The organism is Pyxidicoccus sp. M15 (assembly GCF_056858435.1).
This window is the reverse complement of the sequence record NZ_CM166495.1, coordinates 3,209,976-3,230,823: the sequence shown is the minus strand read 5'-3', so window position 1 is coordinate 3,230,823 and position 20,848 is coordinate 3,209,976. Positions and strand designations below refer to the sequence as shown.

Genomic DNA, 20,848 nt, shown 5'->3' with positions numbered 1-20,848 from the left:
TTCGCCCCGGAGAACACGAGGGCGGGATGGAATTACAGCTCCTGAAGTGTCCTGGCTGCGGCGCGAAGCTGCCACCGCCTTCTTCACCCAACGGCATCCTCGACTGCGAGTACTGCGGCGCCATGGTGTCCGCGTCCGGCGCGGCGGTGTGGCCCAGGCCCGCGCGCCCCGCGGACGACCCGCCCTTCGCGCCGGACCGCCCCCGCGTCACCGTCGCGGGCACGCGCTACGTGCTGCTCGGCAGGCTGGGACGCGGGGACAGCAGCGATGTCTTCCTCGCGCGGCGCGACGCGCGCATCACCGAGATGGTGGTGCTCAAGGTGGTCCGGGCCCTCTCGGACGCGGACCTCGTCGCGCGCGAGTACGAGATTCTCGAAGAGCTCCACGGCAGCAGGGCCCAGGGCGCCGAGCACTTCACCCGGCTCCTCCCGCAGCCAGTGGCGCGGGGCCCCGTGAAGGACCCGGAGGGCACGCCTCGCGCGGCGGCGGTGTACCGGTGGAACAGCGGTTTCCAGCACTCGCTCACCGACGTGCGCGACGAGTACTCCAGCGGCGTGGACCCGCGCGCGGCGGTGTGGATGTGGAAGCGCCTGCTGGAGGCGCTCGGCTTCGTGCACCGCAACGGCTACGTGCATGGCGCCGTGCTGCCACCGCACCTGCTCATCCACCCGAGGGACCACGGCCTCATGCTGGTGGGCTGGTCCAGCGCCGTGCGCTTCGCCTCGCGCCAGTCACTTCCCTGCACCAGCGCGCGTCACCGGGACTTCTACCCGGAGGCCCTCTGGAAGGGCGATGCGCCCACGCCCACCACCGACCTGGTGATGGCCGCGCGGAGCATCGCCTGGGTGCTGGGAGGAGATGCCGCCACGGGCTCGACGCCGGGAGCGGTGCCGCCTCCGCTGGCGGACCTCTTGAAGCAGCAGTGTGACGTGGACCACCGAGAGGTGGCCCACGACGCGTGGCAGCTCAAGGAGCGCGTGTCCCAGGCGGCGCGCGAGTCCTTCGGGGAGCCGAAGTTCATCCCCTTCTCGATGCCGGGGTGGCGCTGATGGGACACGGAAGCTACAGCTACGAGGCCCACGAGACGATGACCCGGGCGCGGGCGGAACTCCCACGCCAGGAGGTCTTCCGGCAGGAGCGCTGCCATCCGCTGATGGAGCCGCACGGCGTGAAGTGGCGCGAGAGCCGCGACAGCGAGGCCCATCCACAGTCGCTCGGCATCATCTTCTCGCTCGACGTCACCGGCTCCATGGGGGAAATCCCCGACCTGCTGGCGCGGCACCGGCTGCCGGCCTTCATGAAAGCACTGCTGGACGCGGGCATCCCCGACCCGCAGGTGCTCTTCATGGCGGTGGGTGACGCGGACGGTGACCGGGCGCCGCTCCAGGTGGGCCAGTTCGAGTCCTCCGAGCGGCAGATGGACCAGTGGCTCACGTGGAGCTACCTGGAAGGCGGAGGCGGCGCGGCGGGAACGGAGTCCTACGAGCTGGGCATGTACTTCGCGGCCCGTCACACGGACCTGGACTGCTGGCGCAAGCGCAAGCGCCGGGGCTACTTCTTCATGACGGGCGACGAGCGGCCCTACGGCTATGTCTCGCGCAAGCAGGTGAAGCAGCTCATCGGCGACACGCTGGAGCAGGACCTGCCGGTGAAGCAGGTGGTGGACGAGCTGCAGCACACCTACGAGCCGTTCTTCCTCATCCCGGACCTCGCGCGGCGGCGCAACTGCGAGCGCGACTGGCGGGAGCTGCTCGGCGACCGCGTCATCTGCATGGAGGACCCCACCGACACCGTGGAGGTGGCGGCGGGGCTGGTGGGACTGTGCGAGGGCGCGTTCTCCGACCTGGATGCGCTCGCCCGGCACTTGAAGCAGCAGGACCTGACGCGGCAGCGGCTGGGCGCCGTCATCCGTGCGCTGACGCCCTTCGCGGCGACGCTGGGACGGGATGGCATCCCCCGGCCCGAGCTGGAGGACGAGCACCTGCCCACGAACGACGACAACTCGGGGCACCGGCGCCTTCGCTGATTCGCACGTCGTGGAGCAGGGTCAGCGCCCGGGCACGACCAGACTCGTGCCCCCATTGCGAATACGTCGTCAGGACGTCCGACCTCTCCGCGACTGGTGCCGCATGCCTCTCCCCAGACTGACCCTGCTTTCCGCCGTTCTGCTCACTGGCTGTGCGACCAGCCCCGCCGCGAGCCGCACTGAATCCACGCCCACGCCCGCTCCCGCGGCGTCAGCGCCCGCCGCGCCTCGCACCGTCCGTGAAGCGCTCGCCCGGGAAATCACCGCGCCGTTGCCGAGCAAGCCCGTGGAGGCCGAGGGAGTCCTCTTCCGGGGCAAGGTGCTGGCCGCGGGTACGCCGGAGCTGATGAAGCGCCCCAATGGGGTGACCCTCCTCACCCTCCCGATTGGGACCTCCGAGCCGGTCATCTGTCTCTTCTATACAAGCCCCATCGACGCCGGAGCCGCGACGCGGGGCCTGCTCGAGGCCATCCTCGATGACGTCACCGTGGAGCGGGTGCGAGCCACGGAGGTCAAGAGCTTCACGGGCAGCCCCGCCATGTACCTCGAGGGTGACTACTCGCGAGGCACCGCTCCGGCCGTGCAGGTGGGCCGCATCAAGGTGATGGTGCACGCGGACCCCGTGCTCCCCAAGACGTGCTTCCACAACGAGCTGGGCTACACGCGCACCTTCCTCGACGTCACCGAGTCCATCGCCACGGGCCTCACCTCCACGGCGCCGGAGCAGCCGGTGTTGCCCTACTACAGCGACGTGCAGGTGATGCGGCTGGGCGAATTGACGCTGGGCTTCCAGTACACCGCGCTCTTCGGCTCCAAGGCGGGCGGGAGCATCCTCGAGGTCAGCACCACGATGGTGCGTCCCGGAGCCCCGGCCCAGCTCCAGTTCCAGGACACCAACGTCACGGAGCAGGCGGACACCTCGGGAGTGCTCGTCGCCAAGAGCTATACCAAGCGGGTCAACGACACGGTCGCCGCGAATGTGCGCCTGCGCCGGGAGCAGGACGGGAGCTACGGCGTCTCGGGCCAGCTGGGGTCCAAGGAGCTGCAGGCGAAGCTGGGGGGCGAGCTCATCGGTGAGGTGGGGCTCGCCGCGCGGCTCCGCGAAGGCCTGCTGAAGGGCCAGGGCGGGGCGCTGGAGGCCATGCTGTGGGTGCCGCCCGCCGACGCGTCCGCGCCGACGAAGGTGGTGGTGCGCCCCCGCGCGGAGGCGGGAGCTGGCGCCGCCACGATGGAGCTGGGACCGACGTCCGTGAAGCTGGAGCTCGACGCCCACGGCTTCCCCCAGCGGATGGAGATTCCCTCGGGAAGCGCCACCGTCGTCCAGGAGCGGCTGTCCCAGAAGGGCGAGCCGTAGCGGCAGGCGGGCGTCGAACACGAAAGGGGCCGCGTCCGGGCTCGACGCGGCCCCGGGCGCGAGCGGTTGTCCGAGGCCAGGAGGGAGTCCGCCGCCAGAGCACACCGTGCGATGCTGTGGGCCGGCCCTCGTGTCACGCCCTGCCCATGAGTCCCTCCCGCACAGCCCACCTCGTCGTCGACCTCGGCTTCGGAGACGCCGGGAAGGGCACGCTCACCGACTGGCTGGTGCGCCGCCACGGTGCGCGGCTCGTGGTGCGCTTCAACGGCGGAGCCCAGGCGGGCCACAACGTCGTCACCGATGACGGGCGGCACCACACCTTCTCTCAGTTCGGCGCGGGCACCTTCGTCCCGGGCGTGCGCACGCACCTGGCCCGGACCACGGTGCTCCATCCCCTGGCCATGCGGGTGGAGGCCCGCTACCTCTCGGAACGCGGCGTGCCGGACGCGCTGGAGCGGACCACCGTGAGCGAGGGCGCGCGGGTCATCACGCCCTTCCACCAGGCCGCAGGCAGGTTGCGCGAGCTGGCGCGAGGCACGGGACGCCACGGCACCTGCGGTGTCGGCGTGGGAGAGACGGTGCGGGATGCGCTCGCGCACCCGAAGGACGCGCTCCATGCTGGAGACCTGAGCCAACCCGTGTCGCTCGCGCGCAAGGCCCGCGCCGCCCAGGAGCGGCTGCGCTCGGAGCTGGCGGACGTGCTACGCGCCGCGAGGAAGCATCCCCAGGCCGAGCCCGAGCTGGCGCTCATGGATGACGTGGACGTCGCCGAGCGCTGGGCGGAAGCCGTGCAGGCCCTGCGTCCCCGTGAGCGCGTGGTGGGCGACGACTGGCTGGGCACACAGCTCCGCGAGGGCCCCACCGTCTTCGAGGGCGCGCAGGGCGTGCTGCTGGACGAGTGGCGTGGCTTCCACCCGCACACCACCTGGAGCACCTGCACCTTCGACCTCGCCCTGGAGCTGCTTCGAGAGCAGGACTTCGACGGCGAGGTCCACCGGCTCGGCGTGCTGCGCGCCTATGCCACCCGCCACGGCGAAGGCCCCTTTCCCACCGAGGAGCCCGCCCTCGCCCCCGCCCTGCCCGAGCCGCACAACGGCGCCGCGGGCTGGCAGGGAGGTTTCCGCGTGGGCGCCTTCGATGCCGTGCTCGCGCGTTACGCCCTGGCCGCCTGTGGTGGCGTGGATTCCCTGGCCCTCACCCACCTGGACCGGCTCGCGGCCCGCTGGCCCGTGTGCGCGGCCTGGCGTGCGCCGCCGATGGCTGACGACGTGCTCGTCCGGGACGCGGAGGACGCAACCCGGGTGACGGCGCCGCGCCTGGGCCCGCACCAGGACCTCGCCCACCAGGAGCGCCTCACCCAGGCGCTGACCACGTGCACGCCCCTCCGAGAGGAGCTGGACCTGGGAGCGCCTCCCATCGGCCGAGCAGACCGCTTCGTCGCATGGGTCGAGTCCACGCTGGGCGCCCGGGTGTCGGTGACGTCCCACGGCCCCGCCGCGCGCGACAAGCGGGAGCGGGGGCTGACGGCGCGCACGGCTCCGGGCTAGCCTCGGGCCCACACACGAGGGGGTCGTGACATGGGGTACGGCAGCTACAGCTACGAAGCGCACGAGGCGATGACGAAGGCGCGCAAGGAACTTCCGCAGCAGGAGGTCTTCCGGCAGCGCGAGTGTCATCCAAGGATGGACCCCTACGGCGTGAAGTTCCGCGAGAGCCGGGACAGTGAGGCGCACCCCAACTCGCTGTCCGTCGTCATGGCGCTCGACGTGACGGGCTCCATGGGCAACATCCCCGAAATCCTCGCGCGTCAGACGCTGCCGTCCTTCATGAAGGACCTGATGGAAGCGGGCATCCCCGACCCACAGGTGATGTTCATGGCGGTGGGCGATGCGTACATGGACCGCGCGCCGCTCCAGGTGGGCCAGTTCGAGTCCTCCGAGCAGCAGATGGACCAGTGGCTCACGTGGATGTTCCTGGAGCGCGGCGGCGGCAACAACCCGGGTGAGACGTACGAGCTGGGCATGTACTTCGCCGCCGAGCACACCTTGATGGACTGCTACGAGAAGCGCGGGAAGAAGGGCTACTTCTTCATGACGGGCGACGAGCCCGCCTTCCCTCACGTGGCGAAGGAGCACATCACCCGGCACATCGGGCCCGCCCCTCGGGACGTGCCCATGGAAGAGGTCATCAGCCGGCTGGACAAGACCTTCCACCCGTTCTTCCTCATCCCCGACCAGAACCGCCGGGGCCGCTGCGAGAAGTTCTGGCGCGGGTACATGGGCGACAGGGTCATCTGCATGGATGACCCGGCGGACACCTGCGACGTGGCCGCCGCGCTGGTGGCCCTCACCGAGCGCGCCGTCCCCAGCGTCGACGCCGTCGCCGAGCGGCTGCTCGCCTCGGGCACGCCGAAGGAGCGCGTGAAGGGCATCGTCCGGGCCATCGAGCCCTGGGCCCACGTCCTCCGGCGCGCGGCGTAGGACAGAGACACGCAAGGGCTCTCCCACGGGGCCTCGCGCCGTGGTAGCCCAAGGGCGTGAGCGACTCCTTCGAAACACTCGGCCTCTCGCGGGAGACGCTCGGCGCCCTGCGCCGGGCGCGCTTCACCCGGCCCACTCCCATCCAGGAGCAGGCCATTCCTCCCGCCCTCGAAGGGCGGGACATCATCGGCTGCGCCGCCACCGGCACCGGCAAGACGGCCGCGTACGTGGTGCCCCTGGTGGAGCGCTTCGCCAGGAGGAAGGGCACGCTCGCCCTGGTGCTCGCCCCCACGCGCGAGCTCGTGCTGCAAATCGCGGAGCCGGTGCGCTTCTTCGCCGAGCCGCTCGGCCTCACCCACGCGGTGGTCATCGGCGGGGAGGACATGGGGGCCCAGGTCAATGCGCTGAAGGAGCGCCCCACCTTCGTGCTCGCCACGCCGGGGCGGCTGGTGGACCTGCTGGAGAACGATGCCGCCGCCTTCCCGCACCTGGAGGCGCTCGTGCTCGACGAGGCGGACCGGATGCTGGACATGGGCTTCCTGCCGCAGCTCGAGCGCATCTTCGCCGCCCTCCCCCACCGCCGGCAGACGCTCCTGTTCTCCGCGACGCTGGGCCCGGACGTGAGCCGCTTCGCGCGCCAGCGCCTCTACAACCCCGTGCGCGTGGAGGTGACCCGCAGCGGCACCCCCGCCGAGCGCGCGGAGCAGCGGCTGTACTTCGTGAGGGCGGAGGAGAAGACGCCGCTCCTGCTCACGCTGCTCGCCAGCGAGGAGAAGACGACGCTCGTGTTCGCCCGGGCGAAGGAGCGCGTGGAGAAGGTGCACAAGGCGCTCCAGAAGGCCGGCTACCGCGCCGCCCTGCTGCACGCGGACCGCACGCAGAACCAGCGGCGGCAGGCGATGGACGGCTTCCGCGACGGCACGTACCGCGTCCTCGTGGCCACGGACATCGCCGCGCGCGGCCTGGACGTGGAGGACGTGGGGCACGTCATCAACTACGACCTGCCGCACGCGCCCGAGGACTACGTCCACCGCATCGGCCGCACCGCGCGCGCCGCGGCGAGTGGCGTGGCGTCCACCTTCGCGATGACCCGGGAGGGACAGGTCGTCACGAGGATTGAGAGCATCATGCGCGCGGAGATTCCCCGCGTGCCCGTGCCGCGCGAGGACCCCGTGTTCAAGGAGCACTGGGAGAACTTCCTCGCCGCGCAGAGGGACCCGGGGCCGCCACAGCAGGGAGCGAGCCAGCCGAAGCGCTCACCCGAGCAGGGCCCCGGACGGCACGCGCGGACGCACAAGAAGCGCGGACGCTGAGCGCTCGCAGCGTCGGCCCCCGGACACCTCGGGCCGCCCGGGAGCATTGACCTGGAGGCGCGGCTCGGGAGAGCCGGCCACGCGCACCTGCGCACGGCGCGGCGCCGTCAGGGCGACGCCTGCCGCTCCTTCTCCAGCTCCGCCCGGAAGAACGCACTGCCCTTCGCGAGCTCCGCCATGTACGGCCGCACGTCCTCGCGGGCCTCGGGAGACAGCTTCGCGAAGGGAATCACGTGCTCGTCGGGCACGTAGCGGAACGTGAGGTTGATGCGGCGGGTGCGGAAGTCCGGCAGCTCCGGCGGCATCTCGTGGCCGGCGCGCGTGTCCACCCGCTGCACCCGGTGGAACGTCTGTTCCTTCCACCTCGCACCGCCGAAGAGCTGGAGCGAGCCGTCATCCAGCCACTGCTCCAGCACCACCTCGTCGCGCTCACCCGGGCGGGTGGAGGTGACGAACTGGATGAGGGCCCGCTCACCGAAGGACAGCGAGGCCACCGGCCCCGGCTCGAAGTCCTTGTGCTCGCCCACCCGCGCGGTGTCCACCCAGCGCCCGTCCTCCAGACGGCTGCCGTAGAAGTTCACCAGGCACGTGTTGAGGTGCCAGCCCTTCGGCATGTCTGGCCCGCGGAACATCCGCCTCGCCAGCTCCTCGATCTTCGTCACCTGGCGCTGGAGCACCGCCGGGAAGGGCTCCGCCTTCACGCACCGGTTCAGCAGGCCCTTCGGCGGGCGGTAGTAGTCGAGGCACGCGAACTGCCAGTTGCCCAGCCAGTACACCGGCCGCAAGAGCCGCCGCTGCGACTGCCCGGGCGGTGGCGGGAAGTGCTTCGAGTAGCGCTCCTCCCACAGCGGGTGGAGCGTGCCGAGCCACGCGACGGCCTCCGCCTTGTCAGCGGCGGACAGGAAGCTCGCGTTGTAATGGTGGCCCGGGGTGCGCTGCCGGACCTTGTGGGCCAGCGGGCGCCCCCGGTGGGGAGGAAAGGCCATGGGCGCCTCAGCGCCCGTGCGAGATGCCGGCGGAAGCCCCTTCAGCGGCGGCCCCCGTACCCACGGCGGGCACGGCCACCGCGGCATTCCCCTCGGACGAGGAGGACGCGGCGGGCACCACGGCGTTGCCCTCGGAAGAAGCCGCCACGGCCGGCACGGCGGCGGCCGGAGCCGGCTTCGCGCAGTCCGAAGCGGCCGGGGCCTTCTCGGCGACGAGCGCGGGCGCCAGGGCCTCGGGCGGCAGGCGGCGCGGAGGCAGCAGGAACGGCGGCGGCACGGGGCAATGCGTGCAGGGCCCGCGCAGCGGCACGGACAGCCGCTGCCCGGCGCGCAGGAAGTTGCTGCGCATCCGGTTGGCCTTCTTGATCATCGACACCGTCGACCCGTACCTCAGCGCGATGCCACCCAGCGTGTCACCGTTGCGAATCCGGTGCGTGGTGACGTTGTACTCGGGCTGGAGCGCCAGGAGCGGCTGCACCCGACGGCCCAGCTCCTGCGCGCGCGGGTTGTGGAAGCGCACGTGGAAGTGGTCGCGGTGCCGGCGCGCGTGGCGCACGACGCCCGTGGGGCCGTCGTTGAAGAGCGAGTCGAGCCACGCCTTGTCCTCACCGATGGACAGCGCGTAGTTGTAGATGACCTGCCGCACGCGCCGGTCCACGAGGACCATCTGCACGTCCGTCTTCGTGATGAGCGCGCGAACGAAGGCCCAGTTGAGCGGCACGTTGATGTACTTCTCGCGCTCGCGCTCACGGATGGGGTCCACCGTCGGGTAGTAGAAGCCGACGTCCACGTCCCGGCCGTTCTGGTGGCTCTTGTGGGGGCGCAGGTAGCCGCCCTCCTTGTTGCTGATGCCGTTGACCCGCAGCGGCGGCGCTTCCGGGAACTTCGCGCGCACCTCGCGGATGGCCTCGGTGAGGTAGTTGACCGTCTCCTCGGTGGCATAGGCCACCTCGGGGGAGACGACAATCCACTCCGGCCCCTGCGGGAAGCGCTTCGCGTTCACCAGCCGGCCGCTGTGCACGAAGCCCACCGCCATGGACCCGAGCGAGGCAATCTCGTCCTTCCACTTCTTCGCCAGGTCCTCGTCGGAGATGTCCGCCGAGTACAGCGGCCCCGTCGGCACGTCGCCCGTGGCCACGGCCTCCGGGGACTCGCCGTCGTCACCCGCCTCGCCGTCGGCGACCTCCGCCTCGTCGTCCTCGCCCTCCTGGTCCTCGGCGGACAGCGCGCAGTCCCCCTCGGGGGCAGCGGGAGCCGCGGCCACCGCTTCAGCGGCAATCACGGCGGGCGCCGGTGTCGGGGCGGCAGCCGGCGGCGCCTCGGAGCGCGGCGCGTCCGAGACCTCCGGACGCACGGCGGCGAGGGCCGGCGCAGTGCCAGCGGTGGGAGCCACGCGCGCGGCACAGCCGGCGCAAACGAGCAGGAGCCAGATTGGGTAACGCACCGGGGCGAAGGATGACCCGGAATCCGTCCGGGCTCCAAGTACCTGCCTCGGATTTGTGAACGCCTCCCTGCCCCCGGGGGCAGGCCGGGCCCGCCCACCCCACAGTTTCAGAGGGAAGCGCTCCACCCCACCACCCTGCCCGGCTGCTGTCCGGCGAGGCGCGGCGCGGCCGGTTGACGCCCGCATCCCGCTCCGCGTGGGACTCGCGCGGAGGCAGGACGCGGCAGGGGACTTCAGCCCGCCTTCGGGGCGGGGGCCGCGGGCGGGGGCTCGGCGATGGCGACGTCCAGCGCCAGCTCGATCATCTCGTCGAACGAGGTCTGCCGCTCGTGCGGGCTGAGCGCCTCGTGCGTCAGGAGGTGGTCGGACACGGTGAGCAGCGCGAGCGCACGGGTCCCCGTCTCGGCGGCAATGCCGTAGAGCCCGGCGACCTCCATCTCCACGGCGAGGATGCCCATGCGCCCCAGCGTGGCGTTGAGCTGCTCCTGCGGGTGGTAGAAGAGGTCCGAGGAGAAGACGGGGCCGGCGCGCACCGGCCGGCCGCGCTTCTCGGCCGCCTCCACCGCGCGCCTCGCCAGGGTGAAGTCCGGCACCGCGGGGAAGTCGTGGTCCAGCAGCCGCATCCGGTTCACCTTGGAGTCGGTGCCGGCGCCGGTGGCGACGATGACGTCGCGCAGCTTCACGTCCGGGCGCAGGGCGCCGCAGCTGCCCACGCGGATGAGGACGCGCGCGCCATACGTCTTGATGAGCTCGGTGGCGTAGATGGAGACGGAGGGGATGCCCATGCCGTGCCCCATCACCGAAATCCGGCGGCCCCGGAACGTCCCGGTGAAGCCGTACATGTTGCGCACGGAGGTGACCCCACGGGCCTCCTCCAGGAAGCGCTCGGAGATATGACGGGCCCGCAGGGGGTCGCCGGGCATCAGCACCACGTCGGCGAAGTCACCGGGTGCGGCGGAGATATGAGGAGTTGCCATGGCCGCGCACCATACCCTACGGGCCGGCCACCCAGGACACGTGGAAGTGAGCGTCCAGCGTGGACTGCGTGTAGCTGGCCGGGAGCGCCGGGAAGGGCGCGGCCTGCTTCACGGCCGCCAGCGCGGCGGCATCCCACGCCTTGGAGCCCGACGGCGTCGTCACGGTAGCGGACACGAGCTTCCCGTCCCGGCCAATCACCGCCTGCACCACCGCCTTCTTCCCCAGGGCCGGTGTGCCCTTCGGCTGCCGCCACTTCCCGGCCACGCGGGAGTAGACCTTCTGCTGGTAGTCAGCACTCTTCAGCTCGTTCTGGAAGAAGGCCTCCAGGCGCGGGCTGCCGGCGGCGGCCAGGGCTACGGGGGCCACGGCCAGTGCGAGCAGCGTCACGAGGGTCAGGCGGCGGGTGCGGAACAGGGTGTCCATGGTGCGCGCGAGGCTACCTCCGCGCCCGCCAGGGAGCACGAACCCCTATCGTCCGCGCCAGCGCGGGTCGACAATGGGACACCCGCCCGCCAGGGGATTGCACCCGCCATGTCCTCCACCGTCGTCGCCCCGCCGTCCATCGCCCCGCTCCCGCCTCCCGGACCTCGCGGTGAGCCGCTGCTGGGCAACCTGCGCGCCCTGCGGAAGGACCCGCTCACCTACTTCCCCGCGCAGGTGCGCGAGTACGGGGACGTGGTGCGCATCCGCGTCGGCCCGGTGTACGTGACGCTGCTGGCCCACGCGGACTCCGTGCGCCACGTGCTCCAGGACAACGCGCGCAACTACAACAAGCAGACGCGCGGCTTCGCGGTGATTCGCGAGCTGCTCGGGCAGGGGCTGCTCACCAGCGAGGGAGACTTCTGGTTGCGCCAGCGCCGGCTGGCCCAGCCCGCCTTCCACCGCCAGCGGCTCGCCGGCTTCGCCAGCACCATGGTGGACGCGACGGCGGACCTGGCCCGAGCGCTCGAAGCGCGCATCGCCAGCGGCGAGCCCTTCGACGTGGCCGAGGACCTCACCCACCTGACGCTGCGCATCGCCGGCCTCACCCTCTTCGGCACCGAGGTGGGCGACGAGTCGCGCGCCGTGGGCGACGCCCTGGGCCGCGTGCAGACGTTCGCCAACGCGCGCCTCACCCAGCTCATCCCGCTGCCGCGCGCCCTGCCCCTCCCCTCGCACCGGCGCTTCGCGAAGGACGCGGGCACGCTGGACCGCGTGGTGCGCACCATCGTCGAGCGCCGCCGCCGCGAGGGCGGTGAGCACCACGACCTCTTGCAGATGCTGATGGACGCGCGCGACGAGGACACCGGCGAGCGCATGAGCGACACGCAGCTGCGCGACGAGGTGATGACGCTGCTGCTGGCCGGGCACGAGACGACGGCCAGCGCGCTCGCGTGGACGGTGATGCTGCTGTCCCAGCACCCCGACGTGCGCGGCAAGCTGGAGGCCGAGCTGGCGCGAGAGCTGTCGGGCCGCACGCCCACGGTGGAGGACCTGCCGAAGCTCGCGCTCACCCGCCGCGTGGTGGACGAGTCGCTGCGCCTCTACCCGCCCGCGTGGATTTTCTCGCGCGCCGCTATCCAGGACGACGTCGTGGGAGGCTTCCGCGTCCCCAAGGGCTCGTATGTGCTCATCGTCCCGTGGGTGCTGCACCGTCACCCGAAGCTCTGGGACAACCCCGACGCCTTCGACCCGGACCGCTTCCTCCCCGAGCGCGAGCGGGAGCGTCCGCGCTTCACCTTCTTCCCCTTCGGCGGCGGGCCGCGCCAGTGCATCGGCAACCAGTTCGCACTGATGGAGTTGGTGCTCGTGCTGGCCACGCTGCTCCAGCGCGTGCGGCTGGACCTGGCGCCGGGGCACCCCATCGCTCCGGCGCCCGCCATCACCCTGCGCCCCAGGCCCGGTGTCTGGGTGACGGCCCGCCGGCCCTGAAATCTGGGCCGGGGCGCGCAGGCCGAATCAGGCCGTCAGGGCCGGGTAGTCCGTGTAGCCGCGCGCGTCGCCGCCGTAGAAGGTGGACGGGTCCGGCGTGTTGAGCGGCGCGCCCTTCCGCAGCCGCTCCGGCAGGTCCGGGTTGGCCAGGTACGGCGAGCCGAAGGACACCAGGTCCGCCAGCCCGTCCCCCAGCACGGCATTGGCGCTCTGGAGCGAGTGGCCGCCATTCACCATCAGCGGGCCGCGGAAGCGCTCGCGGATGAGCGGCAGCAGGCGGGGCGTCTCCGGAGCCGCGACGGGCGCCATGACGTGCAGGTACGCCAGCCCGAGCTTGTCGAGCGCGCCCGCCGCGTAGCCGAACGTCCCCGCCGGGTCCGAGTCCGACATGCTGTTGAACGCGTTCATCGGCGACAGCCGCACGCCCGTCCTGTCCGCGCCGATGGCGCCCGCCACCGCCTCCGTCGCCTCCACCAAGAGGCGCGCACGGTTCTCCACACTGCCGCCGTACGCGTCCGTGCGGCGGTTGCTGCCGTCACGCAGGAACTGGTCCAGGAGGTAGCCGTTGGCGCCGTGCACCTCCACGCCGTCGAAGCCCGCCTCCTTCGCCCGGCGCGCGCCCTCGGCGAAGCCCTGGACGATGCCCGGCAGCTCATTCAACTCCAGCGCACGCGGCGTGACGAACGCCTTGGGGCCCTGGATGGTGTAGAGCGTGCCCTCGGCGGCGATGGCGGACGGCGCCACCGGCAGCGCCCCGTCCTGCTGCATCACCGGATGGGAGATGCGCCCCACGTGCCATATCTGCAGGTAGATGCGCCCACCGCGCGCGTGCACGGCGTCCGTGACGCGGCGCCAGCCCTCCACCTGCGCGTCGGTGTGGATGCCCGGCGTGTTCGGATAGCCGTAGCCCTGGAGCGAGAACTGGGTGGCCTCGGTGATGAGCAGGCCCGCCGACGCGCGCTGCGCGTAGTACTCCGCCATCAGCGGCGTGGGCACCTGCCCCTCCCCGGCGCGGTTGCGCGTCATCGGCGCCATGGCGATGCGGTTGGGGAGCTTCAGGGAACCGAGGGTGACGGGCGTGAACAGGGGCTGCTGCGACATGGTGCGCCTCCGCGAGGAACTCGATGGCGCATCGAAGTAATGGGCACCCCTCAAACAATCAAATGAATGTTTGATTGCCCCTTGGCGGCGGTGCTCAGTCCAGCAGGTCCTTGAAGGCCTTGGCGAGCAGCTCGCGGTTGAGGACGCAGTAGGCGTGGGGGCCGTCCTTGCGCTTCGTGATGATGCCCGCGCCCTCCAGCACCTTGCCGTGGTGGGACAGCAGGGCCCCGCTCACCCCGAGCGCTGCCGCCAGCTCGATGCCGCACATGTCCCCCCGCCGCGCCAGCATCTCGACGATGCGGACGCGGCACGGGTCGGCGAGCGCCTTGAAGACCTTCGCCCGCTGCGCGGTGCAGGCCTGGTCGGAGAGCTGGGGAGCGGGAGATGCCACGAGGCAACCCTAACCAGCGCGGCCCGTGTGTCGCAACGCGATGGGCTCCGGCCACGGCGTGTGAGTCCCGCCTCCACGCCTGGGGGTGGGACGGAGAACAGGGCCCGGCCCGGCCGCACGCACGGCGAGCGGGCACGGAGCGCCACCGACCCTTCGGGTTGCATCCCCTCCCCCCGTCCAGGACATTACCGGGGAGGTAGGGTCATGCTCGGCTATCAGGCCAACTCACAGTGGCGGGACATGTCCGACTTCGTGGTGCACTTCACGAAGCCGGGAGCGCCCTACCATGACTCCTACCAGAACATGATGAGCATCCTGGGTTCGCGGACGCTCATCCCCGGCGCGGAGGGCTTCGGCATGGCCCGGAAGGAGCCCACCGTCGCCGACCGCCACCGCTCGGTGTGCTTCAGCGAGATTCCGCTGGACCAGCTCTCGCGGCTCGTCCAGCGCCGCAGCCTGTACGGCATCGCCTTCAGCAAGAGCTACATCCTGTCCCAGGGCGGCGGCCCCGTCTGGTACGTCCAGTACGGCTCGCCCGCGCACCTCGCGCTGAAGCACCAGGTGCAGCAGGCGCTGGCGGCGAGAAAGCCGCAGCGCGAGCCCATCTGGTCCATGACGCCCTTCGTGGACATCCAGGGCGACACCCACAACGCGCCCTACAGCTACCGCTTCGACTGGGAGCGCGAGTGGCGCGCGCCAGGGCTCCTGCGCTTCACCGAGTACGACGTCGCCGCCCTCCTCCTCCCCGAGGAATTGCACGCCACCGCGCGCGGCTTCTTCGAGTGGGCCGTGAAGGAGAAGGCGGGCCCGGGCTACTTCTGCCCGTGCCTGGACCCGCTGTGGACGTCCGCTCAGATTGCGGAGGCCCTGGCGAAGCACGCCGAGCAGTCCGCGCGCCTCAAGACGGGGTAGCGCGCCTACTCGAACAGGGACACCTCGGCGAGGATGGGGATGCTCCTGCCGACGCCGTTGTTCCCGTTGGCGTACGACGTCCCGGTGAGCCGAACGTAGCGGACCGGCCCCACGTCCTCCAGCGGCGTCTCCCCGAAGAGGCCGGCTTCATCGAGCCGGCGGAGCCCCTCATCGAACGGGCTGTCCCACTCGGTCTGGTCCGCGAGCATCCGGCGGCTCGGGTCCGTGAGGTCCTCGGACAGCAGGAGGGGGGTGAGGGCCAGACGCGTCCACTGCTCGCCGTCCACGCTGCCTTCGAGGATGAAGAAGCTGCCGTTCGTACCGGGCATGCCCCTCACCACGGCGTGCCTCAAGCGGGTGGGCCCGGGCAGCGTGAGGGTGAGCCACTGGCCCCCCTGCGTGGGAATGCCGACCGCCGGCACCTTCACCTGCTCCAGGCGCCCATCCGTCCACGGACAGGGGCCCTCGGGCGCGGGCGTGCACGACACGCCCCGGCTGACGGGCTTGAGGGTGCCGGCGGGCATCGGCATGGGCGCCGTGCGCCACTCCTGGCGGAACGTCAGCGGAGAGTGCTTCGCCCCCAGCGGGTAGAACCACCACTCGCCAAGGCTCATGGCCCGCAGCTGCACCTCGGGGCTGGCGAAGTCCTCCAGCACATAGGGGCTCGCCGTCCATGGCGAGGGAGCGCCCCACCAGCGGAACACCGGCTGCCCGCCGCTCGTGACGAGGAGCACCGGCTCGGGCACCGACGGCGGGCCGCGCACCACCTCGTTCTCTAGCGTGACGGTATAGGCCACCTCGCCGGTGACGGGCACCTCTGATGGGGGGGGCGCCGGCGCGTAGGACACGACGGTACCCTCGGGCCCCGGCGTCAGCGTCAGGCGCGCGTTCCAGGTCTTCAGCAGCGGCAATTCCACGTCGTCCCTGAACTCGAAGGACACGAAGGTGCCCGCACCATCCTCCTCCAGCCGGGAGACGCGGTAGCGATAGGAGGTGGGGGCCTCGGGCTGGAGGGGGTTCTCCGCCTGCACGTCGCCGAAGCGCATCTCCAGGAAGTAGTCCCCGGTGGCCTCGGTGGTGGCCGTCCCGTAGGGGGTGAATTTCGGCTTGGGCCAGGGCTCCGGCACACCCGAGTTGGTGGGGTACTCCACCCTCGCCCGCTCGTAGGAAAGCGTCGCGCCCACCAGCGGCGAGCCGTCCCGCTGCTCGGCGCGGCCATAGGCGAAGATGGGGTCGTCCTGTAGCCGGTCGCACCCGGTGGAGGCGAGGACGAGCAGTCCCAGCAGCTGGAATGGATGGCGCATCTCAGTAGCTCCCCTTCAGTCCGAGCAGTGGAACGATGACGGGAATCCCCAGGGACTCGCGCTGCAGCTTGCCGCCCTTGCGCGTGTACTCGTAGGCGAACACCTCCTTCTGGAGGGACAGGTTGAGGACATCCAGCGAGGCCTCCAGGTTGAAGTCCTCCAGCGCCCAGGACTTCGCCACGCGGAAGTCCACGCGGAAGAAGGGCGCCAGCCGGTCCACCTGGTCCGCGTCCTCGCGCACCCACGCGAAGAAGTTGTCCGCGGTGCGCACCTCGCGCTGGGTGACGGAGGAAATCTCCCCGGACTCCGGACGGCCGGTGTTGAAGTGCACCACCGTGCCCAGCGTCCAGTTGTTGCGCAGCTTGTAGCTGAGCGCCGCGTTGAAGACGTGCGCCTGCTCGAAGGCGAAGGGCACGTCCGCCTCGGCCATCTCCCGGACGCTGGTGTCGTCGTTGTACCGGGCGAAGCGCTTGTGCCGCTTGCTCTGGAGGAAGCTGTACGACACCCAGCCGAACCAGTTGCGGCCCAGCGGGTGGCGCGCCATCAGGTCGAGGCCGTACGCGTAGCCGCTCGCGGCCGGGTCCCCGCGCAGGAGGCCCCGGCGCTGCCGGTTCTCCAGCACCTGCTTCACGTCGAACTCCACCGTGCGCCACAGCGGGTTGAAGTAGGCGTCCGCGCTCAGCTCCAACCCTTGCGCCGCCTTCCACTCGGCGCCCACGTCGAACTGGGCCCCCTGCTGCAGGCCGTAGCGCAGGCCGGAGATGTCCATGGCGGGCAGGTGGAGCAGGATGGTGGGCGGCTGGTGGAAGAGGCCCGCGCCGCCCTTGAGGGTGAGCGTGTCGCTGAAGGCGTGGCGCACGCTGAGGCGCGGCTCCACGGCGACGTGGTTGATGCCGGGCACCAGGTGGTACGAGTCCACGCGCGCGCCGGGCACCACCAGCCACTTCTCCGCGGGCCGCCACGTCGCCGTGGCGTACGCGCCAGCGAGGGTGCCCAGCGACGAGGGCTGCTTGAGCGGGTGCGCGTCGTCCGTGGGCCGCCAGCCCGGGGGCCGCGCGGCGCCGGTGATGGTGGTGGCCACGCGCCGGTGCTCCACATCCCCACCGAGCTGCACCTCCAGCGCGTCCGAGAACCGCCGCTTCCAGCCCGCACGGGCCGAGAAGGACAGCTGGTCCAGTCCGTACTCGCCCGAGTTGAGCTGCCTGAGGCCCTCCCCCGGACGCAGCTCCAGCGTCCGCTGCCCCTGAATCCCCACCTTGTCGAGGCCCACCGTGAGGCCCACTTCGCCCTCGCCGCCCGCCAGCGGGTGCGTGCCGCGCAGGTCCACGCGGTGGAAGCGGGAGATGATGGTGCCGCCCAGGCCGCCCTCGTAGTTGCCCGAGTCCTCACCGACGGCATCCGAGCTGCCCAGCGCGAACAGCCGCAGCCGGCCCTCGCCGACCTTCTGCTCCACGCGGAGCTGGTAGTCCCAGAAGCCGGCATGGATGGGGTTCTCCTCCTCGTCGTTGAAGATGGCGTAGACCACGGGGATGAGCAGCCCGGTGTAGCTGTAGCGGCCGGCCACGGTGACGGAGGTGCCCGTCTTCTCGAAGGGCACCTCGACGAAGCCTCCCGCGTTGATGAGGTCCGCGTAGGCGGTGGCGTGCAGCCGGTCCTCATGGGGCCGCGACAGCCGCCCCTCCACCGCGCCGCCCAGCACGCGCCCGTACTGCACCGGCGGCGAGCCCGGATAGAAGTCGATGGTGTCGATGAAGTCCGGGTGGATGACCGCGGGCCCCAGCAGCAGGTGGTACAGCATGGGGACGCGCACGCCGTCGAGGAAGTAGCCGGTGGCGGCGGGCTGGCCCCCGCGCACCACCGGGTAGCCCAGGCCGGAGGCGACGCTGGCCACGCCGGGCATCAGCATGATGACGCGGAACGGGTCCCCCTGCGTGCCGGGCACCTCGCGAATCTCCTGCTCGTGCAGGCTGATGCGGGTGACTTCCGTGCGCGGCCGCTCGTCTCTCACCACCGTCTCGTAGGGGTTCACCACGGTGGGCTGGAGCCGGTACACCACCGCGAGCGTCTGTCCCTCCACCACCGTCTCCTCGAAGGTGATGGGCTGGTGGCCCGGCGCGCGGACCTCCAGGCGGTGCGCGCCCGGGGGCACCTCCACCTCGAAGCGGCCCTGCTCGTCCACCTGCGCGGCCGGCTCCGGGCTCCCGTCGACGAAGAGCGCGGCCTCCACCAGCGGGCGCCGTGTGCCCCGGGCGCGCACCTCGCCCTGGATGCGGGCCTGGGTGAAGACAAGGTCGGCGGGAGGCTCGAAGCGGTAGCTGTAGTTGATGCGCACCCCCACGGGCTTGCCGGCCATGAGCGCGGGGGTGAAGCGCAGGCCGGAGGCGGCCTTCACCGCGGCCTCGGTGAGCGCCTCGTTGGGGGCGGGCTGCGCCACCTTCACCTCCGTGACGGCGCCGTGCTCGTCCACGAGCAGCACCAGCTTCACCTCCGACGCGGCGCCCTTCACCCCCTCGGGCCACGCGGCGGGGGAGTCGGCGACGAGCGCGGGCGGCTGCAGCCACACCGCGCCGCCGTCGGCGGCCAGTCCCAGGCGGGACGCGTCGTCGGAGGAGACGGCCGTGCCGGCGTCCGTGGCCTGGACGTCCACCTCCACCGCGCGGGGCTCGCCGGTGGCGGTGGGCGGGGCCTGGGCCCCCACGACACCTGGGAGGGTGGTCAGCGCGAACAGGAACACTGCGAGTCGTTGGGGGATATTCATCACCTGATCGGGATACGCGGCCAAGTCTGCCCGCTGGCTCCCCATGGCCTCCGTGCCCCCGGACCTGCATGCGCGAGCGAAACTGTCTACCCCTCGCGGCGGGTCGGATGCCCCATCCGGGACACCGGGCGCCAGGCCCGCAACCATCCGGGAACCGGAGCGAAAGGCGCTTGACCCTGCACCTTGGTGCAGACCGTAGCCTCCTTCGCATGAACCGACCCGAAGCCCTCCGAGCCACGTCCCGCGTCGTCCGCGCCAGCGCCCTCTACGACCTGGTCGTCACCCTTCCCTTCGCCACGCCCTTCACGGGGGGCTGGCTCCTCGAGCAGCTGCACGGGCTGCACGTGGGGCTCGGCCTGTCCGGCGCCACCCCGCCCGACTTCGGGCCGATGCACCTGCTGTTCGTGAGCCTCATGGGCACCATCGTCACGCTGTGGGCGGTGCTGCGCCTCTGGCGCCCCGAGCCCCTCTTCGGCGCGGTGGACACGGCGGGGCGCGCCTTCTTCTCCCTGTGGATGGCCTGGGCGCTGTGGAGGGGCCAGTCGTCCCTGCTCGCCGTCATGCTCACCCTGGAGCTGGCATGGTTCTTCGTGCAGGGCGGTGCCATCCTGTGGTGGAGGAACCTCCATGAGCCCGCGCGCCTCTCCCCAGCGCTCTGACGTCCCCACCACCCTGCGCATCAGCGAGCTGGCCACCGCCGCGGGCGTCGGCATCCCCACGCTGCGCTTCTACGAGCGCAAGAAGCTCCTGCCCGCCCCCCGCCGCACGGCGAGCGGCTACCGCGTCTACGAGCCCCGGCACGTCACCCGCGTGCGCTTCATCCGCCGGGCGCAGGAGCTGGGCTTCTCGCTGCGCGAGGTGGGCGCGCTGCTGGCCGTGTCCGATAGGAAGGTGCCCTCCTCCACCGAGGTGGAGCGCTTCGCGGCGGCGAAGCTGGAGGCCATCGACGCGCGGGTGAAGGACCTCCAGCGCATGAAGCGCGCCATCCTCAAGCTGCTCGCGGAGGGCGTCTGCGACGAGGAGGCCGAGTGCCCCGTCCTCGCGTCCCTGGGGAGTCTGCCTCCGGCCCGGCGCGCGAGGGGCTGAGTCCCGCCCGGGCGCTGGCCGTGGGAACGCTCGTCATTTGATGCGGGCCAGCTCCGTCCGTAGGGTAACGCCTCGCAACACCCACCCGGCGGCACGCATCCACCATGGACCTTCCCCTCTGGGCCACCTTCGCGCTGACGATGTTCGTCCTCTCCATCACCCCGGGACCGGCGGTTCTCCTCGTCATCTCCCAGGCGATGTCGCGCGGCTTCCGCGCGGGAATGGGCGCGGCGCTCGGTGTGCAAGCGGGGAACGCGGTCTACTTCTTCATCTCCGCCGCCGGGCTGGGCGCGGCGCTGGCCACCTCCCCCATCGCGTTCAACGTCATCCGCTACGCGGGCGCGACGTACCTCGTCTACCTCGGGGTCCGCACCCTCCTGAACGCCCGGTCGAGCCTGTCCCTGGAGCAGCGGCCCCGACCCGCGCTGTGGGACAGCGGCTTCGCCCAGGGCTTCATCAAGCAGCTGGCCAACCCCAAGTCCATCCTGTCCTTCGGCGCGCTGCTCCCCCAGTTCATCCACCCCGGCAGGAGCGCCGTCACGCAGTTCGCCGTGTACGGCCTCACCTGCGTCGTGGTGGAGGTGCCGGTGCTGGCCGTCTACGCGTGGCTCGGCGTCGCCGGGGGACGGCTGTCCAGCTCCGCGCGGGGCATCATCTGGCGCGAGCGGCTGGCCGGCGTCGCCCTGGTCTCCGTGGGCGCGGTGCTGGCCACGATGCACGGCGCCGTCTGACACGCCTGCCCGGCTGCTCCTTCCCGTCCGCGGGCTGACAGTGACACGTCCGGGCTGACTCCCCGCGCCGTCA

General features: G+C 71.6%; 19 protein-coding genes. 11 read left to right on the top strand and 8 right to left on the bottom strand.

The features are described from left to right. Positions 1-26: 26 nt before the first annotated feature. The 6 genes from ACX9TP_RS13005 to ACX9TP_RS12980 all read left to right on the top strand — a co-directional run bounded on the left by ACX9TP_RS13005 (position 27) and on the right by ACX9TP_RS12980 (position 7,173). Positions 27-1,049, top strand: coding sequence for a protein kinase family protein (locus tag ACX9TP_RS13005; RefSeq protein WP_482980033.1), 1,023 nt, complete (start codon positions 27-29; stop codon positions 1,047-1,049). After that, positions 1,049-2,026: a VWA domain-containing protein gene (locus ACX9TP_RS13000; RefSeq protein WP_482980032.1), complete on the top strand. Its 978-nt coding sequence runs from the start codon at positions 1,049-1,051 to the stop codon at positions 2,024-2,026. The genes ACX9TP_RS13005 and ACX9TP_RS13000 overlap by 1 nt, the downstream gene beginning before the upstream one ends. 271 nt (positions 2,027-2,297) lie before the next feature. Beyond that, positions 2,298-3,380 (top strand): hypothetical protein, encoded by a 1,083-nt coding sequence (locus ACX9TP_RS12995; protein WP_482980031.1) that lies wholly within the window; start codon positions 2,298-2,300, stop codon positions 3,378-3,380. A gap of 146 nt (positions 3,381-3,526) precedes the next feature. Next, positions 3,527-4,927, top strand: coding sequence for an adenylosuccinate synthetase (locus ACX9TP_RS12990; protein WP_482980030.1), 1,401 nt, complete (start codon positions 3,527-3,529; stop codon positions 4,925-4,927). A 30-nt stretch (positions 4,928-4,957) separates the two neighbouring features. After that, a complete protein-coding gene (locus ACX9TP_RS12985; RefSeq protein WP_482980029.1) occupies positions 4,958-5,860 on the top strand; it encodes a vWA domain-containing protein in 903 nt (300 codons plus the stop codon). A 56-nt stretch (positions 5,861-5,916) separates the two neighbouring features. Beyond that, positions 5,917-7,173, top strand: coding sequence for a DEAD/DEAH box helicase (locus tag ACX9TP_RS12980; protein ID WP_482980028.1), 1,257 nt, complete (start codon positions 5,917-5,919; stop codon positions 7,171-7,173). A gap of 107 nt (positions 7,174-7,280) precedes the next feature. Here ACX9TP_RS12980 and ACX9TP_RS12975 read toward each other — a convergent pair whose 3' ends face one another. From ACX9TP_RS12975 to ACX9TP_RS12960, 4 genes are all read right to left on the bottom strand, one after another. Continuing rightward, positions 7,281-8,159: an alpha-ketoglutarate-dependent dioxygenase AlkB gene (locus tag ACX9TP_RS12975; protein WP_482980027.1), complete on the bottom strand. Its 879-nt coding sequence runs from the start codon at positions 8,157-8,159 to the stop codon at positions 7,281-7,283. A 7-nt stretch (positions 8,160-8,166) separates the two neighbouring features. After that, complete coding sequence (locus tag ACX9TP_RS12970; RefSeq protein ID WP_482980026.1) at positions 8,167-9,552, bottom strand: LysM peptidoglycan-binding domain-containing protein; 1,386 nt, start codon at positions 9,550-9,552, stop codon at positions 8,167-8,169. Between the two features lie 284 nt (positions 9,553-9,836). Then, positions 9,837-10,580: a purine-nucleoside phosphorylase gene (gene deoD / locus ACX9TP_RS12965; protein WP_482980025.1), complete on the bottom strand. Its 744-nt coding sequence runs from the start codon at positions 10,578-10,580 to the stop codon at positions 9,837-9,839. A 16-nt stretch (positions 10,581-10,596) separates the two neighbouring features. Continuing rightward, a complete protein-coding gene (locus ACX9TP_RS12960) occupies positions 10,597-11,004 on the bottom strand; it encodes a TonB family protein (protein WP_482980024.1) in 408 nt (135 codons plus the stop codon). A gap of 108 nt (positions 11,005-11,112) precedes the next feature. Here ACX9TP_RS12960 and ACX9TP_RS12955 point away from each other — a divergent pair, with 108 nt between their 5' ends. After that, positions 11,113-12,492, top strand: a complete 1,380-nt coding sequence (locus ACX9TP_RS12955) for a cytochrome P450 (RefSeq protein WP_482980023.1) — start codon at positions 11,113-11,115, stop codon at positions 12,490-12,492. Positions 12,493-12,519: 27 nt separating this feature from the next. On the opposite strand, the gene ACX9TP_RS12950 is transcribed toward ACX9TP_RS12955, so the two are convergent. Then, complete coding sequence (locus tag ACX9TP_RS12950; RefSeq protein WP_482980022.1) at positions 12,520-13,593, bottom strand: alkene reductase; 1,074 nt, start codon at positions 13,591-13,593, stop codon at positions 12,520-12,522. A 94-nt stretch (positions 13,594-13,687) separates the two neighbouring features. Then, positions 13,688-13,984, bottom strand: coding sequence for an ArsR/SmtB family transcription factor (locus tag ACX9TP_RS12945; RefSeq protein WP_482980021.1), 297 nt, complete (start codon positions 13,982-13,984; stop codon positions 13,688-13,690). Positions 13,985-14,188: 204 nt separating this feature from the next. Between ACX9TP_RS12945 and ACX9TP_RS12940 the strand changes: the two genes are divergently transcribed. Next, complete coding sequence (locus ACX9TP_RS12940) at positions 14,189-14,896, top strand: abortive infection system antitoxin AbiGi family protein (protein WP_482980020.1); 708 nt, start codon at positions 14,189-14,191, stop codon at positions 14,894-14,896. 5 nt (positions 14,897-14,901) lie between these two features. On the opposite strand, the gene ACX9TP_RS12935 is transcribed toward ACX9TP_RS12940, so the two are convergent. Together ACX9TP_RS12935 and ACX9TP_RS12930 are read right to left on the bottom strand one after the other, a co-directional pair. Next, positions 14,902-16,200 carry a hypothetical protein gene (locus tag ACX9TP_RS12935; RefSeq protein WP_482980019.1) on the bottom strand — a complete coding sequence of 433 codons (1,299 nt, stop codon included), beginning with the start codon at positions 16,198-16,200 and terminating at the stop codon, positions 14,902-14,904. Between the two features lies 1 nt (position 16,201). Next, positions 16,202-18,958 (bottom strand): TonB-dependent receptor domain-containing protein, encoded by a 2,757-nt coding sequence (locus tag ACX9TP_RS12930; RefSeq protein WP_482980018.1) that lies wholly within the window; start codon positions 18,956-18,958, stop codon positions 16,202-16,204. Between the two features lie 209 nt (positions 18,959-19,167). On the opposite strand from ACX9TP_RS12930, the gene ACX9TP_RS12925 reads away from it, so the two are divergent. The 3 genes from ACX9TP_RS12925 to ACX9TP_RS12915 all read left to right on the top strand — a co-directional run bounded on the left by ACX9TP_RS12925 (position 19,168) and on the right by ACX9TP_RS12915 (position 20,775). After that, a complete protein-coding gene (locus ACX9TP_RS12925) occupies positions 19,168-19,617 on the top strand; it encodes a hypothetical protein (protein WP_482980017.1) in 450 nt (149 codons plus the stop codon). Then, positions 19,586-20,044: a heavy metal-responsive transcriptional regulator gene (locus ACX9TP_RS12920; RefSeq protein ID WP_482980016.1), complete on the top strand. Its 459-nt coding sequence runs from the start codon at positions 19,586-19,588 to the stop codon at positions 20,042-20,044. The genes ACX9TP_RS12925 and ACX9TP_RS12920 overlap by 32 nt, the downstream gene beginning before the upstream one ends. Positions 20,045-20,148: 104 nt before the next feature. Beyond that, on the top strand, positions 20,149-20,775 hold the full coding sequence (locus tag ACX9TP_RS12915; protein ID WP_482980015.1) for a LysE family translocator: 627 nt from the start codon (positions 20,149-20,151) through the stop codon (positions 20,773-20,775). The last annotated feature ends 73 nt before the right edge of the window (positions 20,776-20,848 follow it).

Bases quoted from the DNA above. Each gene is read 5' to 3' on its own strand.
- ACX9TP_RS13005 (WP_482980033.1), top strand. From the start codon at position 27: ATGGAATTACAGCTCCTGAAGTGTCCTGGCTGCGGCGCGAAGCTGCCA.
- ACX9TP_RS13000 (WP_482980032.1), top strand. From the start codon at position 1,049: ATGGGACACGGAAGCTACAGCTACGAGGCCCACGAGACGATGACCCGG.
- ACX9TP_RS12990 (WP_482980030.1), top strand. From the start codon at position 3,527: ATGAGTCCCTCCCGCACAGCCCACCTCGTCGTCGACCTCGGCTTCGGA.
- ACX9TP_RS12985 (WP_482980029.1), top strand. From the start codon at position 4,958: ATGGGGTACGGCAGCTACAGCTACGAAGCGCACGAGGCGATGACGAAG.
- ACX9TP_RS12975 (WP_482980027.1), bottom strand. From the start codon at position 8,159: ATGGCCTTTCCTCCCCACCGGGGGCGCCCGCTGGCCCACAAGGTCCGG.
- deoD (WP_482980025.1), bottom strand. From the start codon at position 10,580: ATGGCAACTCCTCATATCTCCGCCGCACCCGGTGACTTCGCCGACGTG.
- ACX9TP_RS12960 (WP_482980024.1), bottom strand. From the start codon at position 11,004: ATGGACACCCTGTTCCGCACCCGCCGCCTGACCCTCGTGACGCTGCTC.
- ACX9TP_RS12955 (WP_482980023.1), top strand. From the start codon at position 11,113: ATGTCCTCCACCGTCGTCGCCCCGCCGTCCATCGCCCCGCTCCCGCCT.
- ACX9TP_RS12950 (WP_482980022.1), bottom strand. From the start codon at position 13,593: ATGTCGCAGCAGCCCCTGTTCACGCCCGTCACCCTCGGTTCCCTGAAG.
- ACX9TP_RS12940 (WP_482980020.1), top strand. From the start codon at position 14,189: ATGCTCGGCTATCAGGCCAACTCACAGTGGCGGGACATGTCCGACTTC.
- ACX9TP_RS12935 (WP_482980019.1), bottom strand. From the start codon at position 16,200: ATGCGCCATCCATTCCAGCTGCTGGGACTGCTCGTCCTCGCCTCCACC.
- ACX9TP_RS12930 (WP_482980018.1), bottom strand. From the start codon at position 18,958: ATGAATATCCCCCAACGACTCGCAGTGTTCCTGTTCGCGCTGACCACC.
- ACX9TP_RS12925 (WP_482980017.1), top strand. From the start codon at position 19,168: ATGAACCGACCCGAAGCCCTCCGAGCCACGTCCCGCGTCGTCCGCGCC.
- ACX9TP_RS12920 (WP_482980016.1), top strand. From the start codon at position 19,586: ATGAGCCCGCGCGCCTCTCCCCAGCGCTCTGACGTCCCCACCACCCTG.
- ACX9TP_RS12915 (WP_482980015.1), top strand. From the start codon at position 20,149: ATGGACCTTCCCCTCTGGGCCACCTTCGCGCTGACGATGTTCGTCCTC.